The organism is Macrococcus carouselicus (assembly GCF_004359515.1).
Lineage (GTDB): Bacteria > Bacillota > Bacilli > Staphylococcales > Staphylococcaceae > Macrococcus > Macrococcus carouselicus.
The window spans coordinates 796773-814346 of sequence record NZ_SCWD01000001.1 but is presented as its reverse complement, the minus strand read 5'-3'; the positions used below and the strand labels follow the sequence as shown (position 1 = coordinate 814346).

Genomic DNA, 17574 nt, shown 5'->3' with positions numbered 1-17574 from the left:
CTTGATGTTGATTGGTTCACATGTATCGATGAGCGGCAGGAAAATGCTGCTCGCGGCATCTGAAGAAGCTGCATCATACGGCGCCTCTACCTTTATGATCTATACAGGCGCACCTCAGAACACGCGCCGTAAACCGATTGAGGACCTGAATATCGAAGCGGGCCTCCAGCATATGAAGGACAACGGCCTGTCGAGCATCGTCGTCCATGCGCCTTATATCATCAATATGGCGAATACGGTCAAACCGGAAGTGTTTGAACTCGGTGTGGAATTCCTGCAGAAGGAAATCGAGCGGACTGAAGCACTCGGAGCAAAGGATATCGTCCTGCATCCAGGTGCGCATGTCGGCGCCGGTGAGGACGCAGGCATCCGGAAAATCATCGAGGGACTCAATGAAGTGCTGACGAACGATAATGATGTCCGTATCGCTCTTGAGACGATGGCAGGTAAAGGCTCTGAATGCGGCAAGACTTTTGAGGAACTGGCGCAGATTATTGACGGCGTCACCAATAATGAACGCTTATCCGTCTGTTTTGATACTTGTCACGTCCATGATGCAGGCTACGATATCATCAATGACCTTGACGGTGTGCTGCAGGAATTCAATCAGATTGTCGGTCTTGACCGAATCAAGGTGCTGCATGTCAATGACAGTAAAAATGTTCGAGGTGCCCGTAAGGACCGACACGAGAACTTTGGCTTCGGTGAGATCGGCTTTGATGCGCTGCAACGTGTCATAAATCATAAAGCTTTCGCGGAAATACCGAAAATTCTTGAGACACCGTATGTCGGTGAAGATAAAAAGAACAAGAAACCGCCTTATCGTTTCGAGATTGAGATGATAAGGAGCGGGCAGTTTGATTCGACATTACTCGATAAAATTTTAAACCAGTAAACTTTCTGCGCAGGGACGATATGTCGTCCTTGCGTTTTCATTACGATTTACATTATCATAAAGAGTATTGGTGAACGGAGAGGTGAAAGATGGAACCTGTATTTGAAATTAAACATGTGGACTATCGTTATCCTGATAAACGTGCGCTGCATGATATCAGTCTGAAGATATTTCCGGGTGACTTCCTGGCAATCGTCGGACCGAACGGCTCCGGCAAATCAACGTTACTTAAACTCATTCTCGGCATATTGCCGCTGCAGTCAGGGGAGATCCTGGTGAACGGCAAACCATTATCCCAGAAGAAATCTGAACGTATCGGCTATGTCTCGCAGAAAGCAAATGCAGGGAACACAGGTTTTCCTGCTTCAGTCAGAGAAGTCATCATGAGCGGATTGATTCAGGAGAAGAAACTATTCCAGCGTTTCTCAAGAAACGACCGCGAGCGCGTGGATCAGCTGATGGTACGGCTGAATATCACGCATCTTGCTGCTAAGAATATCTCTCAGCTGTCAGGGGGCCAGCAGCAGCGTGTCTTTATCGCCAGAGCGCTGGTCTCTAATCCCAGTATTCTGATACTGGATGAACCGACAGTCGGCATAGATGCAAAACACGTTGCTGAGTTCTATCAGCTCCTGACTCAGCTGAAAGATGAGGGTATCACGATCCTGATGGTGACGCATGATATCGGCGTTGTCGCGGATACTGCGACCAATGTCGCCTGTCTGAATCAGCACCTGCATTTCCACGGCACCGTGCAGCAGTTCAAATCACTCGACGAAGTGGAAATCTCGAAGATCTACGGACATCCTGTGCAGTTCGTCGACCATAATCATGCCAGGGAGTGCTGTTTATGATTGATGCGTTACTGAACTTCGATTTTATGCGTTATTCATTCTTATGCGGTATGCTGATCGGGGTGCTCGCACCGCTTATCGGCACGTTTATTGTGGTCAGAAGACTGTCACTGATTGCTGACGCCCTCAGTCATGTGACGCTCGGCGGCATTTCATTCGGGATGCTTGCTGCTAAGTGGTTAGCGCCGGCAGTCATCAATCCCATCTGGTTCGGTATTCTGTTCTCGGTGACGGGCGCGCTGCTGATTGAACGTCTGAGAAGCGTCTATAAGCATTATCAGGAGCTGTCGATTCCGATCATCATGTCGCTCGGTATCGGTCTGAGTGTGGTCTTTATCTCGCTCGCTGACGGTTTTAATCAGGACCTGTTCGGTTATTTATTCGGCAGTATCAGCGCTGTCACATTGACGGATTTATTGACGATACTGCTGATTTTTGTCATTGTGCTTGCTTTCATCTTCTTGTTATATAAGGAGTTATTCGTTCTATCATTTGACGAGGAGTATGCACAGATCATCGGAGTACCGAGATTTCTCCATATTTTATTTATGCTGATGGTGGCGCTCGTCATCTCTGCTTCTATGAGAGTCGTTGGAATTCTGTTAGTCAGCAGTCTGATCACGCTGCCGGTCGCGAGCGCCATGCGCTTTGCTCGCGGGTACAAGGCTCTTATGCTCTGGAGTGTGATATTCGGTGAGGTGTCTGTTATTTTAGGGCTGGTGCTTGCATTCTATCTTAATATCTCGCCCGGCGGTGTCATTGTCCTGCTGCTCATTATCATTTTACTCGGTGCTATTTTCTATCAGAAGAAACGTGAAGAAGGAGGGTCAGCCGATGAAAATTGATGAAGCCATTCAGATTTTAAAGGATAACGGTTATAAATATACGGATAAAAGACGTGATATGATTACAATACTTGCTGAAGAAAATAAGTATATCACAGCGAAACAGATTCAGTACCGGATGTATGAGACTTATCCCGGTATCTCTTTTGATACGGTCTACCGTAATCTGCACCTTTTTTCAGAGCTCAGTATCATAGAAGCGACGGAATGGAATAACGAAAAGCAGTTCAGATTATCCTGTACGACGCATCACCATCATCACTTTATCTGCGAGACATGCGGACAGACGAAAGTCATTGACCACTGTCCGATTGATATCTTCAAATCAGAACTGCCTGGTGTAGAGGTCAAGTCTCATAAAATCGAATTATACGGCTTATGCGAGAGATGTCAGTAAAAAAGGAAGCTACCAGCCCAGCCGGTAGCTTCCTTTTATAATGTGCTGAGAACTTTCTTTGCTTCGTCCCATGTAAAAACGCGGTGAATATTTTCAGGTAATGCTGCCTGGTTATACGGTGTGTCAAAGAGAACTACAGGTATGTCCAGTTCCTCATGGATGGCAATCGCATTATCGAGCTTATCCTCGAAGAAGACATCCACTTCTAAGTTACGTGCCGTCTCTATCTTGTCATGACTGCCTGTCAGTTCAATATGGTGAAAAGGAACATCATATTTGGCAAACCAGTCTGCTGTCACTTGATCCAGATAATCGTAGCGGGCACTGATGTAGACAAGCTCATACTGAGCTGACCATTCCTTTAAGACGGGCAGGGCGCCCTCTGCAATCGGAGAGTGCGTATAGATTTCTTCCTGATTGGCCATAAACCAGTCGTACATCTCTGCATCAGACTTACCGAGAACAACGCCCAGGTCATAAGCTGTAATATCCTCATATCTCAGATGGGCATCAAATGATTTCTGCAGATAGGGAACAAGAGAAGTGGGACAGGTGACTGTCCCGTCTATATCGATGCCAAGTCTTTTAATTTGTTGCAAGTTCTTCAGCCTGCTTCTTATAGTATTCCTCAGCGAGTCTATCGATTTCTTTTTTCAGTTCTTCAACCATTGTCTCTTCAGGGACTTTGCGCACTGTCTTGCCTTTCATGAAGAGGAGACCTTCGCCGCGGGCACCTGCAATGCCGATATCTGCCTCACGTGCTTCCCCCGGTCCATTGACGGCACAGCCGAGAACAGCGACTTTCAGCGGTGCCTTGATTGTAGAAATATAGTCTTCCACTTCATTGGCGATCGAGATAAGGTCGATCTCAATACGGCCGCACGTCGGACATGAGATCAGTGTCGCAGCATTGCTTGCCAGTCCAAATGATTTAAGCAGCTCACGAGCCACCTTCACTTCTTCAACCGGGTCTGCTGACAACGAGACACGTAATGTATTGCCGATACCGAGACTCATGATCGCACCGAGACCTGCAGCAGATTTTACGGTTCCTGCGAACAACGTACCGCTTTCTGTGATACCTAAGTGAAGCGGGTAGTCGAATGCTTTTGCTGCTTTCGTATAAGCTTCGATTGCAAGGGAAACGTCACTCGCTTTCATGGAGACGATGATATCGTGGAAATCGAGGTCTTCCAGGATCTTGATATGATGAAGAGCACTTTCAACCATACCGTCAGCTGTTGGATAGCCGTATTTCTTCAGAATATGCTTTTCAAGTGAACCTGCATTGACACCGATCCGGATAGGAATCCCTTTCGCTTTACATGCTTTGACGACTTCCTCCACTTTCTCACGACGACCGATATTGCCTGGATTGATCCGGATTTTATCAGCGCCGCCTTCGATAGCGAGCAATGCCAGCTTATAGTCGAAGTGAATATCGACGACAAGTGGGATATCAATCTGTTTTTTGATCTCAGCGATTGCGAGCGCATCCTCTTCCTTAGGGCATGCAACACGGACAACCTGACAGCCTGCTTCTTCAAGTCGTTTGATCTCAGCGACTGTAGCTTTGACATCATGCGTCTTAGTCGTTGTCATACTTTGAATGATAAGCTCATTGGAGCCACCAATGGTGAGATTGCCGACTTTAACAGGTCGTGTATTACTTCTATGTGTGATTTCAGACATGATGATGTCTCCTTTTTTATGAATTGACGTGCTTTTTCTTCGCGGGCAGGTGATAGACTGCCAGGCAAGTAAGTAACGTTATTATACACCATGACAGCGGGTAGGTTAAAGCATTCGGTATCATAAGGCCGAGATATTGAATCAGTACAGGTGCTGTCAGTAAAAATGTCATGATTTTCAGCCATGTCATGTATCGTGATTTTCGGCTGCATAGTCTGGCTATAAGATGAGCGGTGAGACTGATGAATGTCAGTTTAACAAGAAGTAGAAAGAGCTGAATAGTGATAAGTGCGAGACAGAGCAGCATGAAATAAAAATAAACTGAACCTGTATAAGCGGAAAGTGTGGATACCAGGGACTCCCGGTCAGAGATGGTGCTGACATTATGGTAGGATATAGGGTCGATACCGTTGATATGGATTTTCTCCTTACTGAATGTGAATAGATCACCAGCACTACCGGCTGTTTTCTCGGTGAAAGTGACAGTACCTTGGTTCAGCTTGATGACAGTGTCCTTATCCTCCGGTAATTCAAGCTGAGCGTTCTCCACCTGAAAATCCGGAATAGCGTCTGACTTTTCTTCCATTAACTGTGATAATGAAGACATCGACTGCAGGAAGCCGCTCGCTGCAGGGGCAGCCAGCAGCATGGACAGTAAGACAAGGTGCAGAAATATATAGCGTAGTGGCGTCGTCCGATATAGCGGATATTTCGCAGGATTAATCAATCTTTTTAAGGCTTGCAGATACTTCATGTAATCTCCTCCATCTGAAAATTTACCATATAATGCATCTGTGCGCTATGTATTTCTGAGAGCAAACTATTTGAGCGGTACACGAAAGCTTGATATGATAAATATGTACTAAAAACGAGGAGGATGAAAATTATGGCTTTTGAATTACCACAATTACCTTATGCATATGATGCATTGGAACCACACATCGATAAAGAAACGATGGAAATCCATCACACTAAACATCACAACACTTATGTGACTAACTTAAACGCTGCTGTGGAAGGTACAGAATACGCTGATCAATCAATTGAAGAATTAAACAAAAATATTGATTCTTTACCAGCAGACATCAAAACAGCTGTACAGAATAATGGGGGCGGTCACTATAACCATTCATTATTCTGGCAACTTCTCTCTAAAGATGGCGGTGAACCTAAAGGGGAAGTATTAGAAGCAATCAGCGCCAAATTTGGTTCATTCGAAAAATTCCAGGAAGAATTCGCTGCTGCAGCAACTAAACGTTTCGGATCAGGCTGGGCTTGGCTTGTCTTAAACAATGGCGAACTTGAAATCGTTTCTACCCCTAACCAGGACAACCCGTTAAAAGAAGGTAAGACACCTCTCTTAGGATTAGATGTATGGGAGCATGCATACTACTTAAACTATCAGAACAAACGTCCAGATTACATTCAATCATTCTGGAATGTTGTCAACTGGGATAAAGTAAACGAATTATATAACGCAGCAAAATAATGGATGGAGAGGCTTCGGCCTCTTTTTTTTTGGCTAAAGATAGAAATTGCCTTGCAATTGATTTAATATTAAAGCATAAAGGATGAAGCGGGGATTTATTTTGAAAAGATTGAAAAAGGAATCAAACGAACTCAGACAGAAACGGACGACCCAACGACGTCTGAATGTGCTGTTCATCGCTATAATGACCTTGATGACTTTGCTTGTGCTGAGACTTGGCTATCTTCAGATCGTTAAGACTGAAGATTATAAAGAGGCAGTAGCGAGTAATGAAAATATTGAAATTAATGAGTCTGTTCCTAGAGGACGTATCTATGACCGTAACGGCAAGCTGCTCGTCGATAATACAGCGAAGAAGGCCATCACCTATTCTCGCGGTAGAATGACGACAACAGAGGACATGCTGGATATTGCGCGCGAACTCGCTAAACTGATTGATATGCCGACGGATAAACTGACAGAGGTTGATAAGCAGACCTATTATATACAGACGCACCGGAATGTGGCAGATAAGCTGATGGAAAAGGAAGCGGAGCAGTATCAGCACAATATGATTTCTCAGGAGGAATATGACAGCATCCTCTATAGAAAGATTGCCTCACATGTAAAACTGTCACAGACGGAGCTTGAGACAGCAGCAATCTATAGAGAGATGTCGGCGGGCAGTCAGTTAACACCGCAGACGATAAAAAATGAACATGTCTCTGAAAAGGAATATGCGCTTGTCTCACAGAACCTGGCAAAACTGCCGGGTGTCAATACAACGATGGACTGGGACAGAAAATATCTTTACGGAGATACCCTGAGAACGATGTTCGGTGATGTCTCTTCTAAAGAGGAAGGGCTGCCGAAAGATAATATTGATTATTATCTTGCCAGAGGATATGCCAGAAATGACCGGGTAGGACAGAGTTATCTGGAATATCAGTACGAAGATGTATTACGCGGCCGAAAAAAGACAATGCATTACATGACAGATAAATCTGGTCAGATCATCAGTTCAGAGGTGGTGGATCCCGGATCAAGAGGCAATGACCTCGTGTTATCAATCGATATTGACCTGCAGCAGAAAATTGAAAAGATGATCGATAAACATATTGCCACTCTCCGGGCGCAAGGTGCTAAAAATATGGATAAAGTTCTTGTTGTGGTTCAGGACCCTAATAACGGTGATATTCTGGCTCTTGCGGGCAGACAGATCAGCCCAGAAGGGAAAATCACAGATTATCATTACGGGACCTTCACGTCCCAGTATGCAGTCGGTTCTTCCGTTAAAGGGGCGACACTGCTGACAGGCTATCATGAGAATGCAATCAGTCTGAATGACAAGATGGTGGATGAGCCTTTATCTTTTGCAGGTGGAATGAAGAAGAAATCTTATTTCAATCAGGACGGCAGAGTGACCATCAATGATAAAGAAGCACTGATGCATTCATCAAACGTCTATATGTTCAAGACAGCTCTTAAAATTGCCGGCCTTAATTACTCATCTGGCATGGCATTGCCGGATGATATTACTGAAGCAGGGCGGATCTTAAGAAAAGGGTTGAATCAGTTTGGACTGGGTGTCAAAACAGGGATCGATCTGCCGAATGAAGTAATGGGTCAGAGAGGTCATCTGACTGATAATGCGGGTAACTATCTTGATCTTGCAATCGGCCAGTATGATACATATTCGCCTCTTCAGTTATCGCAGTATATCTCGACTATTGCGAATGATGGCTACAGAATTCAACCGCATATCGTCAAAGAAATCAGGCAGCCTTCGAAGACGGAGACACTGGGACCTGTCAAAGAAGTGATTGACGGTAAAGTGCTGAATAGAATCAATAACACGCCACGCGAAATTAAGCAGGTTCAATCAGGCTTTGATATGGTCTTCAATCAGATAGAGGGGACAGGCTATAACAGTTTTCATGACACAGTTGTTAAATCTGCCGGTAAAACGGGTACGGCAGAAGTGTTTCAGAAAGGGCAGCCACGAGTCAACGCCACTTATATCGGCTATGCACCAAGCAGTAAGCCGGAAATGTCTTTTTCCATCATCTATTCCAATCAACCTGTGCCGCCTCCTTGGTTACCGGGTGGTGATCTCGGTAAAGATATCATCAATGCTTATTTTTCATCTAAGAAATAGTTCTTTCTAACAGGTGAACTGTTTTAAGACAGTTCATCTGTTTCTTTACATAATCTTTACAATAGATTCATTGATAATTAATAAAGCTATTGTACAGTTAACTTGTAATAAAAAATAAAAAACATTTTCTGTCTACATTTGGGAGGAAACTTAGAAATGAAAAAATGGCAATTAGTAGGTTCTACTACTGTATTAGGTACTGCGTTATTCTTAGGAGCTTGTGGTGGAGCAGCTGAAAAGTCTGAGGACAACGGCAGCAAAGATTCTAAATCAACTGAATCAGCATCTAAAGATCTTAAAGGCGAAGTAAAAGGTGACGGTTCTACAACAGTAGCGCCAATCATTGAAAAAGTTAACGAAGAATTTCATGCACAATATCCAGATGTAACAGTTTCTGTTGGTACTTCAGGTACAGGTGGCGGATTCGAGAAATTCATCGCTGGTGAAACTGACTTCTCAAACGCTTCTCGTGACATCAAAGATGAAGAGAAAAAAGCATTAGAAGATGCTAAGATAGATTATACAGAATTCAAACTTGCTAACGACGGTTTAACAGTTGCAGTTAATAAAGAGAACGATTTTGTTGACTACTTAACATTCGATGAATTGAAAAAAATCTACTCTGGTGAAGCTAAAACATGGAAAGACGTTCGTGCTGATTTCCCTGCTGAAGAAATCAAAGCATTTTCTCCTGACCAATCACATGGTACTTACGATTTCTTCAGTGAAGAAGTATTAGACAAAGGTGATATCCAGGCTGAGAAAAATGCTGACACTAACGTTATTGTTTCTTCAGTAAAAGACAACAAAAATGGTATCGGTTTCTTCGGCTATAACTTCTACCAGGAAAACCAAGACAACTTAAAAGCTGTTAAGATTCAAGGGCCAGATGAAAAAGAACCAGTTGAAGCAACTGAAGAGACAGTTAAAGATGGTTCATATGCACTGAGTCGTCCATTATTCATCTACGCTAAAAATGAATCACTTAAAAACAATGAAGCTTTCAAAGAATTTATGAAGTTCACTATCGAGAACTCTGCAGATGCTGCTAAAGAATCTGGATACGTGCCACTTGAAGATAAAGACTATGAAGATGCTCTCAATACTTTAGAATCAGTCAAATAAATCTTAATCAAATTTTTTAGGGGCGAACCTCGTTCGCCCCTTTTTTAAAATTAAGGAGCTTAATCTATGAAAGAAAAATTATCCGTTCAACAGATGATTGAGCAGAATAAAGGAAAGGGATCCAAAGGATTTATCGAAAAACTGATTCCGACCCTTCTTCTCCTTATCGCTTCTGTCTCAGTCCTGACAACTATCGGTATTTTAGTGACCCTGCTGACAGAAACCATTACCTTCTTTGCGCGTATTCCTATCAGCGAATTTCTTTTCGAACGAGAATGGAAAGCTTTCAGCAGTGACCCCAAATTCGGTATCTGGGCTTTAATACTCGGGACGCTCAAAGTTACATTTATCGCAACGTTATTCGCAGTACCGGTTGGTCTTGGTGCAGCACTTTATTTAAGTGAATATGCGAGTGATACAGTGAGAAGAATCATCAAACCGATTCTTGAGATTCTGGCTGGTATTCCGACTATTGTTTATGGTTTCTTCGCGTTAACGTTTGTAACACCGCTTCTCCGTTCAATCTGGCCGGATTTAGGAAGCTTCAATTCAATCAGTCCAGGACTTGTGATCGGTGTCATGATCATTCCTATGATTGCCAGTCTAAGTGAGGATGCAATGAGTTCAGTGCCACAGGCAATCCGTGAAGGTGCGCTCGGGTTAGGTTCGACTAAGCTTGAAGTAGCCCTGAAAGTTGTTTTTCCGGCAGCATTATCCGGTATTCTTGCCTCAATCGTATTAGCGGTCTCCCGTGCAATCGGTGAGACGATGATTGTCTCTCTTGCTGCAGGTAGTACACCTGACTCATCATGGAGTCTGACAGGTTCTATTCAGACAATGACAGGCTTCATTGTACAAGTTGCTACAGGCGACGCTACATATGGTACAGATATCTATTTCAGTATTTACGCTGTTGGTTTTACTTTATTCTTATTCACGCTTTTAATGAACTTTATTTCCCAGTGGGTAACGAAACGATTCAGAGAGGAGTATTAATATGCAGTTAATTGATCAGCGCAAAGTCGATGCCAAACTCTCTGGTAGATTATCTAAAAATAGTATCATCAAATTTATCTTTTTAATCTGTACACTGATCGGTTTGGTCGTACTCGCACTTTTATTATTTGATATCTTTCGTAAAGGTGCCGGCTACCTGACACCGACATTCTTTCAGAACTTCTCATCATCGACACCTTCAAAAGCAGGTATTAAGGGTGCTTTAATCGGTACTTTATGGATGATGATGACTATTGCACCGATCGCTGTTGTGTTAGGTGTCGGTACAGCTATCTATATGGAAGAATATTCAAAAGATAACTGGTTCACCCGATTTATCCGTGTGAATATTTCCAATCTGGCAGGTGTTCCGTCAGTTGTCTTCGGACTTTTAGGTTTAACTTTATTCGTACGTGGCGCGGGTATCGAAAATCTGTCCCTTGGAAAATCTGTTCTTGCTGCATCTTTAACAATGGCCTTGATGATTCTTCCGGTTATCATCGTCTCAAGTCAGGAAGCAATCAGAGCAGTGCCTGGAGCTATTCGCGAGGCGAGCTTAGGTTTAGGGGGTACAAAATGGCAGACAATCACCAATGTCGTTTTGCCGGCTTCTATTCCAGGTATTCTGACCGGGACTATCCTTGCGTTATCACGCGCTCTCGGGGAGACAGCACCTCTTGTCGTAATCGGTATCCCGACTATCTTCCTTAAGACTCCAGATGGAATTATGGACCGTTTCCAGGCACTTCCGATGCAGATCTACACTTGGGCTAAACTGCCTAAAGCAGAGTTCCAGAACTTATCTTCCGCGGGTATCATCGTACTTTTAATCATATTGATTGCGATGAACTCTATCGCTATCTTCATTCGTAATAAATATCAGAAAAAATATTAATCTCTCTGAGAGGAGCTTTTCTTAATGATGCAAGATACAGTAACTAGCAATGAAAAAGTTATCGTGACAAAGTCTGTTGATGCTACAAATCAGAAATCAAATCAGACAGCTCAGAAAAATATCGTTTATCAGACTAATAACCTGGACTTATGGTATGGTGATCATCACGCACTTCAGAATATCAATCTTGATATTATGGAGAACGAAGTGACAGCAATCATCGGCCCATCAGGGTGTGGTAAATCAACATATATCAAGACTCTTAATCGTATGATCGAGCTTGTGCCGAGCGTTAAAACATCAGGTGAAATTCTATACCGTGGAGACAATATATTTGATAAAAGCTATAAAGTGGAGAAATTAAGAACACGTGTAGGAATGGTCTTCCAGAAACCCAACCCATTCCCAAAATCAATCTATGACAATATCACTTATGGTCCAAGAATCCATGGTATCACTGACAAGAAGATTCTTGACGAAATCGTTGAAAAATCATTACGTGGTGCGGCAATCTGGGATGAGACGAAAGATCGTCTGACTCAGAACGCTTACGGTCTGTCAGGTGGACAGCAGCAGCGTATCTGTATCGCGCGTTGTTTAGCGATTGAACCGGACGTTATCCTGATGGATGAACCGACATCAGCACTTGACCCGATCTCTACATTAAAAGTAGAAGAACTTGTTCAGGAGATTAAAGACCAGTATTCTATCATCATCGTTACGCACAACATGCAGCAAGCTGCTCGTATCTCTGATAAAACAGCGTTCTTCTTAAATGGTTATGTGAACGAGTATGATACAACTGATAAGATTTTCTCTAATCCAGCAGATGAACAGACAGAACGCTACATCTCAGGAAGATTTGGCTGATATGAGAGAAAAATACGAAAAATCCTTAGAAACCCTGAAAGAAACAGTTCTTACGCTAGCTAAAGAGGCATATGAAGCCATTGAAAAATCCATTGATGTCTTAAGCACTGATAACATTCAGCAGGCGAGAGAGCTTATCGCTCATGATAAAGAGATTAATGCAATTGAAACTGATGTCAATGATCAGGTTGTCAGCCTGATTACTAAACAGCAGCCAATCGCGACGGACTTACGCGTTATCATGGCCAGCATCAAAATTGCAGCTGAATTAGAACGGATTGCAGATAACGCTGGTGCAATCGCTAAAATCAGAATCCGGGTAAGATTTGAGGATGAATATGTGATTGCACGTCTTGAAACGATGGGAAAACTCAGTATGCTGATGCTTGCAGACCTGTATACTGCCTATGAAAATAAAGACATCAGCCTGACGAGAGAAATCATTGAAAGAGATGATGATATTGACGATTTATATAAGGAGATTGTCAATACGACTTATCTGATTGATAATGATCCTTTTGTAGCAGGTCAGGCTCAGCTCGCAGGACGTCATCTTGAACGGATCGGTGATCACATCACTAATATCGCTGAGAATGTCTACTACTTCATTACTGGTGAACAATACGATAAATTTGAAAAATAACGCTGGAAAATATGTAGAAATGGTGTTATTATATAAAGGTCGTATGTAACAATGAGTAAGGAGGGAATATAATGCGCGTTAACGTAACTTTAGCATGTACAGAATGTGGTGAAAGAAACTACATCACTAAGAAAAATAAACGAAATAACCCAGAGCGTATCGAAATGAACAAATATTGTTCACGTGATAACAAAAAAACTTTACACAGAGAAACAAAATAAGAGCAGACACTTTTGTGTCTGTTTTTTTATATCTCTTTTAAATAAGGTATAATTGATGATGAGGTGATTGAAGTGAATAAAAAGGAAATCAGAAAGAAAGTGCTGGAGGTTTTAAAGCAGAAGGACAAGTATCAGGAAGAAGTTCAGCTTATGCAGACACTGTTTGACCTCCCTGAATGGCAGAATGCTGATTCCATCGGAGTGACGTTAAGCATGCCTCATGAAGTCAGCACAGAAGAAATCATAAAATTTGCACTGGTGCAGGGAAAAAAGGTGTATGTACCCAATTGTCATTATCAAAACAAGACGATGGATTTCGTTCGCTTTACTTCGCCCAATGATCTTTATGAAGATGAGAAAGGCATTCTAGCTGTCAGAAACCCTGAAGAAATCAATAATCAGATGGATCTTCTTCTTGTGCCTGGCCTCGGCTTTAATACAGAGGGTTACCGGGTAGGCTACGGTGGCGGATATTATGACAGATTCCTCAGCAGTTTTGAGGGGGCGACAGTCAGCCTGATACTTGAAGAGCAGCTGATGGAAATTCCTGTTGCTGATTTTGATCAGCCTGTCCATAAAATCATCACTGACAAAAGAGTGATTGATGGAGTGCGTCAATGATCACGTCCAAGCAGTTATGGGAGGCCATCTACAAGATTAGCATGTACTCTCACTTTGAACTGATTCAGTCACAGGAGTTCATGATGGCCAGCGTACAAGAAAGACGAATTATTCGTTTTGTGACAGAGAAACAGAATGTGCAGTCACTGGACTTCCTCGTTCAGAAAATAGAAGACAATATTGTGCAGCAAGTAGACTTTAAACCGCAGCAAATAGAAATTTATCTGTTGAATCAGCCTGTTCCGGGCGATATTAACGACCGTTCTGTTAAAGTGAAATCGTTAAATGACCGCAATGACTTCAATACACTGAGTATTTCCCGTCAATACCAGATACTGGGCAAAAGAAGACTGAAGCACTCAGAAAATTTTTACCAGAAAAGATTAATGACGTCTAATAGTATAGACAGGGCGATGATCAGTTTTGCGCCGGTGACCTCATTACTCATACTGATCAACGTGGTCTTATATGTAATTAATAGAATGATGCATTTCAATACAGCAACAGCTGACTTTATTGAAGCAGGTGGGCTCAGTCATTTTAACTTTGTGCATGGTGAATATTTCAGGCTTATATCGTCCATTTTTCTACACTTCGACTTTTCTCATTTACTGCTGAACATGCTTTCACTTTATATTTTCGGTAAATTAGTTGAGTATTTCTATGGACCCGTCCGCTTCTTTTTAATTTATTTTTTAAGCGGATTAATGGGCAATCTGCTTTCCCTGTCCTTTGAGACATCAGCACTGTCAGTTGGGGCAAGTGGAGCTATTTCCGGTCTTCTAGGTGCGCTTCTCGCCTATATGGTCACAAGCCGAAGATTCGATAGAAAGATGGTTCTGCAGACAGCAGGTGGGCTTATTCTCTTTTTTCTGCTCAGCAATCTTTTCGGCCGAGTGAATAACTGGGCTCACTTCGGCGGACTGTTCAGCGGCTTCTATATTGCTCTGCTGCTATACTGTTATAAATATGCGCTTAAATATTTCTTTCTTCTGCTGGCGGGACTGGTGTTAATGACAGTTCTGCTGCTGATGAATATCTTCAGCGTCAAAGAAGAACATATCTACAATGATAGAGCACGCATTTCCATGCAGAAGGGTGACTTCGAGGAAGCTGAACAAGTGATGAAGCAAACCTTTGCCAAAGAATTCGAAAATGATGAATCCTACCAGTTATACGGTCTTATCCTGACACACGAGCAGTCGCTGGCTGAAGGTATCGCAACATGGAAGAAGGGACTTAAGCGCTATCCTGATTCGTCTCTTCTTAACTACCAGATGGCACTTGCTATGCGCGCCAACGATGATTACATGTCAGCTGAGAAATATTTAACGAAATCGGGCAGGTATATGAACAAGCAGGAAATGAAAGATCTCAAAAAAGAAATTAAGGTATTTGGTGAATGATATGGAAACATTTTTTGATGTTCAGCAGCTGCTGAAGCAATTTGGACTTATTATCTATTTCAAGGATGAACAGAATACTATTGAAATGATGAACCAGGAGTTAACGGATATACATCGCAGTGGTCTGATATCAAATGAAGATTTTATACAGGCCCGTCTCATATTAAATCAGAGAAAGATGGGGAAACTATGATTATATTAGCAGCTGATATTGGCGGTACGACCTGCAAGCTGGGCGTATTGTCCGAGGAACTTACCATTCTGCATAAGTGGGAGATACCGACTCAGACTGATGACAATGGTGACAGAATACTGAGAGATGTCTACGAATCCTTCAAAAAAAACGCCGCACATAAGCATTATGATATGAACGAGGTCAAAGGAATAGGACTAGGAATACCAGGCCCGGTTGATTTCAATAAAGGCACTGTAAATGGTGCTATTAATCTGAACTGGTCGGGAATTAAACATGTACGCGATGAATTTCAGCGGATAAGCGGTAAGCCTGTTATGATTGATAACGATGCGAACCTGGCCACTTTAGGAGAGAAATTCAAAGGGGCCGGACAGAATGAACCGGATGTTGTCTGCCTGACTTTAGGAACCGGGGTCGGGGGCGGGATCATCGCCAACAATGAGCTGGTCCATGGCCATAATGGTTGTGGCGGTGAGCTGGGTCATTTCCGAGTGGATAAGAAGGAACGTTTCTTATGTAATTGTGGTCATCGGGGTTGTCTGGAGACGGTAGCAAGCGCCACGGGCGTCATCAACCTGACTTATCATTATTATCAGGAGCTGCAGTTCAGCACGGTTCTGAAGGAAGCCATTGAACAGAAGGAAGTACAGGCTAAAATGGTATTTGATGCGGCAAAAGAAGGGGATGAGTTTGCGACTTATGTCATTCGGAAAGTAGCCGCTCACCTCGCCTATGCGATCAGTGTGATCAGCGTCATGACCAACCCTAAATATGTGATTATCGGAGGAGGCGTATCGAAGGCCGGCCATTTTCTGATACAGCATATAGAGGAAGTGTACGAGAGCATGACATTTAAACCAGCTTTAGCCGGAACAAAGATTGTTACAGCAGAACTTGGAAATGATGCAGGAATGATAGGTGCAGCAGGATTAATCAAACAATATGTGAAATGAGGGTGTAAAAATGGCGATAGTAGATGTAGTCGTTATTCCGTTGAACGAAAAATCAGTAAGTGTGAGTGAATATATTGCTGATATTCAGCTTATACTTAAGGATAAAAAAGAAGCAGGTCTGATCGATTATCAGCTGACACCGATGAGTACGCTGATTGAAGGAGAACTGGCCGATCTTCTTGAGGTGATCGGCGAGATTCACGAAGCACCTTTCAATAAGGGTGTGAAGCGGGTCTGTACAAATATTCGTATAGATGACAGACGTGACATCAGCAGAAAGATGAATGATAAGCTGGATTCGGTCAATAAACATCTCAAATAAAAAAAGACGATGAATATCGTCTTTTTTTAGTGGTGTAAAATAGGATAACCATAAGTGAAGATGGTAGCAAGCGAGAAGAAGCCAAAAGAAGCAGCTGCTAATAATCCGAAGATAATACCTAAAATATTTTTAGTTTTAAAGGAATGCATTAAACCCTTAAGTGCAAGTAAAAACACTAAGAACATTAAAATTGCGAAAATGTTTACACCGATATGAATATCGATGCCAAATAATTTGCCCAGTTTGCCTGAATCAATAAATGGCATAGTACGACCCCCAAGATTATTTCATTTATTATCACTAATTATTGTATAATTAATATTAAGGTTTGTCGAGTGTAATTTTAAGGAGTGATATGGATGAAAGTACATACATTAAGTTTAGGACCTATTCAGACGAACTGCTATATCATTGAAAATGAAGAGGCAGTTTTAATAATTGACCCTGGAGCAGAAGTGGAGAAGATTCAGTCACTGATTCAGAAACTGGATAAGCCGCTCGAGGCAATTTTACTGACACATGCGCACTTTGACCATATCGGTGCTGTGGATGACTTAGTCACACTGACTGATAAGAAAGTCTATATGGGTGATGAAGAAAAATACTGGTTGTCTGATCCATCATCTAACGGTTCTGAGAAGTTTAAATCATATGGACTGGAGGAAATCTTGATCAGAACGAAGCCTGTGGTCATTCGACCAGGTTCGAAGAAGATAGGATCATTTCAGTTCACTGTTATCCACACGCCCGGCCATTCCCCGGGAAGCCTGAGTTTTGTCTTCAATGACTTTGCCATCGTGGGCGATACTTTGTTTAAAGAGGGGATTGGCAGAACTGATCTGAAAGAAGGCAATATGCAGACATTGATGAACAGTATCGAACAGCTGCTTGAGCTTGGCGATGATATGCTGATTTACCCGGGTCATGGACCTAAGACAACGATTGAATATGAGAGAGAGAACAATCCCTATCTATAGAATAAAAAAATGCCTCAAAGCTTCAGCTTTGAGGCATTTT

General features: G+C 42.6%; 21 protein-coding genes and 1 pseudogene. 18 read left to right on the top strand and 4 right to left on the bottom strand.

From position 1 onward, the window contains the following. The first annotated feature begins 1 nt into the window (after window position 1). The 4 genes from ERX40_RS04100 (at window position 2) to ERX40_RS04085 (ending at window position 2991) form a co-directional block, all read left to right on the top strand. Window positions 2-895: a deoxyribonuclease IV gene (locus tag ERX40_RS04100; RefSeq protein ID WP_165980657.1), complete on the top strand. Its 894-nt coding sequence runs from the start codon at window positions 2-4 to the stop codon at window positions 893-895. 89 nt (window positions 896-984) lie between these two features. Next, window positions 985-1749: a metal ABC transporter ATP-binding protein gene (locus ERX40_RS04095; protein ID WP_133417222.1), complete on the top strand. Its 765-nt coding sequence runs from the start codon at window positions 985-987 to the stop codon at window positions 1747-1749. After that, entirely contained in the window at window positions 1746-2594 is an 849-nt protein-coding gene (locus tag ERX40_RS04090) for a metal ABC transporter permease (RefSeq protein ID WP_133417221.1), read from the top strand. Before ERX40_RS04095 ends, ERX40_RS04090 begins: the two co-directional genes overlap by 4 nt. After that, complete coding sequence (locus tag ERX40_RS04085; protein ID WP_133417220.1) at window positions 2584-2991, top strand: Fur family transcriptional regulator; 408 nt, start codon at window positions 2584-2586, stop codon at window positions 2989-2991. The genes ERX40_RS04090 and ERX40_RS04085 overlap by 11 nt, the downstream gene beginning before the upstream one ends. Window positions 2992-3026: 35 nt before the next feature. Here ERX40_RS04085 and ERX40_RS04080 read toward each other — a convergent pair whose 3' ends face one another. From ERX40_RS04080 to ERX40_RS04070, 3 genes are read right to left on the bottom strand one after another with little or no spacing between them, the layout of a single operon-like run. Next, entirely contained in the window at window positions 3027-3590 is a 564-nt protein-coding gene (locus ERX40_RS04080; protein WP_133417219.1) for a 5' nucleotidase, NT5C type, read from the bottom strand. Beyond that, window positions 3577-4674 (bottom strand): flavodoxin-dependent (E)-4-hydroxy-3-methylbut-2-enyl-diphosphate synthase, encoded by a 1098-nt coding sequence (ispG, locus tag ERX40_RS04075; protein WP_208001658.1) that lies wholly within the window; start codon window positions 4672-4674, stop codon window positions 3577-3579. The genes ERX40_RS04080 and ispG overlap by 14 nt, the downstream gene beginning before the upstream one ends. Window positions 4675-4699: 25 nt before the next feature. Next, on the bottom strand, window positions 4700-5437 hold the full coding sequence (locus ERX40_RS04070; protein WP_133417217.1) for a DUF1189 family protein: 738 nt from the start codon (window positions 5435-5437) through the stop codon (window positions 4700-4702). Window positions 5438-5569: 132 nt separating this feature from the next. Here ERX40_RS04070 and ERX40_RS04065 point away from each other — a divergent pair, with 132 nt between their 5' ends. The 13 genes and pseudogenes from ERX40_RS04065 (at window position 5570) to ERX40_RS04005 (ending at window position 16557) form a co-directional block, all read left to right on the top strand. Then, entirely contained in the window at window positions 5570-6172 is a 603-nt protein-coding gene (locus ERX40_RS04065; protein ID WP_133417216.1) for a superoxide dismutase, read from the top strand. Window positions 6173-6269: 97 nt separating this feature from the next. Then, window positions 6270-8309, top strand: coding sequence for a peptidoglycan D,D-transpeptidase FtsI family protein (locus ERX40_RS04060; protein ID WP_133417597.1), 2040 nt, complete (start codon window positions 6270-6272; stop codon window positions 8307-8309). Between the two features lie 156 nt (window positions 8310-8465). After that, complete coding sequence (locus ERX40_RS04055) at window positions 8466-9434, top strand: phosphate ABC transporter substrate-binding protein PstS family protein (RefSeq protein ID WP_133417215.1); 969 nt, start codon at window positions 8466-8468, stop codon at window positions 9432-9434. A gap of 66 nt (window positions 9435-9500) precedes the next feature. Continuing rightward, window positions 9501-10430, top strand: a complete 930-nt coding sequence (pstC, locus tag ERX40_RS04050; protein WP_133417214.1) for a phosphate ABC transporter permease subunit PstC — start codon at window positions 9501-9503, stop codon at window positions 10428-10430. A 1-nt stretch (window position 10431) separates the two neighbouring features. Then, window positions 10432-11325, top strand: a complete 894-nt coding sequence (pstA, locus tag ERX40_RS04045) for a phosphate ABC transporter permease PstA (protein WP_133417213.1) — start codon at window positions 10432-10434, stop codon at window positions 11323-11325. Between the two features lie 114 nt (window positions 11326-11439). Next, window positions 11440-12195, top strand: a pseudogene (pstB, locus tag ERX40_RS04040) (phosphate ABC transporter ATP-binding protein PstB); the annotation flags it as partial. Then, the gene (gene phoU, locus ERX40_RS04035) at window positions 12188-12838 is read left to right on the top strand and encodes a phosphate signaling complex protein PhoU (protein ID WP_133417211.1); all 651 of its coding nucleotides are present in this window, start codon (window positions 12188-12190) and stop codon (window positions 12836-12838) included. The pseudogene pstB and the gene phoU, both read left to right, overlap by 8 nt. Before the next feature lie 71 nt (window positions 12839-12909). After that, window positions 12910-13059 (top strand): 50S ribosomal protein L33, encoded by a 150-nt coding sequence (rpmG, locus tag ERX40_RS04030; protein ID WP_133417210.1) that lies wholly within the window; start codon window positions 12910-12912, stop codon window positions 13057-13059. A 72-nt stretch (window positions 13060-13131) separates the two neighbouring features. After that, on the top strand, window positions 13132-13680 hold the full coding sequence (locus ERX40_RS04025) for a 5-formyltetrahydrofolate cyclo-ligase (protein WP_165980656.1): 549 nt from the start codon (window positions 13132-13134) through the stop codon (window positions 13678-13680). After that, entirely contained in the window at window positions 13677-15086 is a 1410-nt protein-coding gene (locus tag ERX40_RS04020; RefSeq protein WP_133417208.1) for a rhomboid family intramembrane serine protease, read from the top strand. Before ERX40_RS04025 ends, ERX40_RS04020 begins: the two co-directional genes overlap by 4 nt. Before the next feature lies 1 nt (window position 15087). Beyond that, window positions 15088-15279, top strand: a complete 192-nt coding sequence (locus tag ERX40_RS04015) for a YqgQ family protein (RefSeq protein WP_133417207.1) — start codon at window positions 15088-15090, stop codon at window positions 15277-15279. After that, window positions 15276-16235, top strand: coding sequence for an ROK family glucokinase (locus ERX40_RS04010; protein WP_133417206.1), 960 nt, complete (start codon window positions 15276-15278; stop codon window positions 16233-16235). The genes ERX40_RS04015 and ERX40_RS04010 overlap by 4 nt, the downstream gene beginning before the upstream one ends. Before the next feature lie 10 nt (window positions 16236-16245). Beyond that, window positions 16246-16557 (top strand): MTH1187 family thiamine-binding protein, encoded by a 312-nt coding sequence (locus ERX40_RS04005; protein WP_133417205.1) that lies wholly within the window; start codon window positions 16246-16248, stop codon window positions 16555-16557. A 26-nt stretch (window positions 16558-16583) separates the two neighbouring features. Here the strand turns inward: ERX40_RS04005 and ERX40_RS04000 are convergent, their stop codons facing one another. Next, window positions 16584-16823 carry a DUF2759 domain-containing protein gene (locus tag ERX40_RS04000; protein WP_133417204.1) on the bottom strand — a complete coding sequence of 80 codons (240 nt, stop codon included), beginning with the start codon at window positions 16821-16823 and terminating at the stop codon, window positions 16584-16586. Between the two features lie 93 nt (window positions 16824-16916). Between ERX40_RS04000 and ERX40_RS03995 the strand changes: the two genes are divergently transcribed. Continuing rightward, window positions 16917-17534, top strand: a complete 618-nt coding sequence (locus ERX40_RS03995) for an MBL fold metallo-hydrolase (protein ID WP_133417203.1) — start codon at window positions 16917-16919, stop codon at window positions 17532-17534. Window positions 17535-17574: the final 40 nt, after the last annotated feature.

Coding starts and splice junctions, on each gene's coding strand:
- ERX40_RS03995 (WP_133417203.1), top strand. CDS start 16,917: ATGAAAGTACATACATTAAGTTTAGGACCTATTCAGACGAACTGCTAT.
- ERX40_RS04095 (WP_133417222.1), top strand. CDS start 985: ATGGAACCTGTATTTGAAATTAAACATGTGGACTATCGTTATCCTGAT.
- ERX40_RS04005 (WP_133417205.1), top strand. CDS start 16,246: ATGGCGATAGTAGATGTAGTCGTTATTCCGTTGAACGAAAAATCAGTA.
- ERX40_RS04055 (WP_133417215.1), top strand. CDS start 8,466: ATGAAAAAATGGCAATTAGTAGGTTCTACTACTGTATTAGGTACTGCG.
- pstA (WP_133417213.1), top strand. CDS start 10,432: ATGCAGTTAATTGATCAGCGCAAAGTCGATGCCAAACTCTCTGGTAGA.
- rpmG (WP_133417210.1), top strand. CDS start 12,910: ATGCGCGTTAACGTAACTTTAGCATGTACAGAATGTGGTGAAAGAAAC.
- ERX40_RS04090 (WP_133417221.1), top strand. CDS start 1,746: ATGATTGATGCGTTACTGAACTTCGATTTTATGCGTTATTCATTCTTA.
- ERX40_RS04010 (WP_133417206.1), top strand. CDS start 15,276: ATGATTATATTAGCAGCTGATATTGGCGGTACGACCTGCAAGCTGGGC.
- pstC (WP_133417214.1), top strand. CDS start 9,501: ATGAAAGAAAAATTATCCGTTCAACAGATGATTGAGCAGAATAAAGGA.
- ERX40_RS04085 (WP_133417220.1), top strand. CDS start 2,584: ATGAAAATTGATGAAGCCATTCAGATTTTAAAGGATAACGGTTATAAA.
- ERX40_RS04015 (WP_133417207.1), top strand. CDS start 15,088: ATGGAAACATTTTTTGATGTTCAGCAGCTGCTGAAGCAATTTGGACTT.
- ERX40_RS04020 (WP_133417208.1), top strand. CDS start 13,677: ATGATCACGTCCAAGCAGTTATGGGAGGCCATCTACAAGATTAGCATG.
- ERX40_RS04070 (WP_133417217.1), bottom strand. CDS start 5,437: ATGAAGTATCTGCAAGCCTTAAAAAGATTGATTAATCCTGCGAAATAT.
- ERX40_RS04000 (WP_133417204.1), bottom strand. CDS start 16,823: ATGCCATTTATTGATTCAGGCAAACTGGGCAAATTATTTGGCATCGAT.
- ERX40_RS04065 (WP_133417216.1), top strand. CDS start 5,570: ATGGCTTTTGAATTACCACAATTACCTTATGCATATGATGCATTGGAA.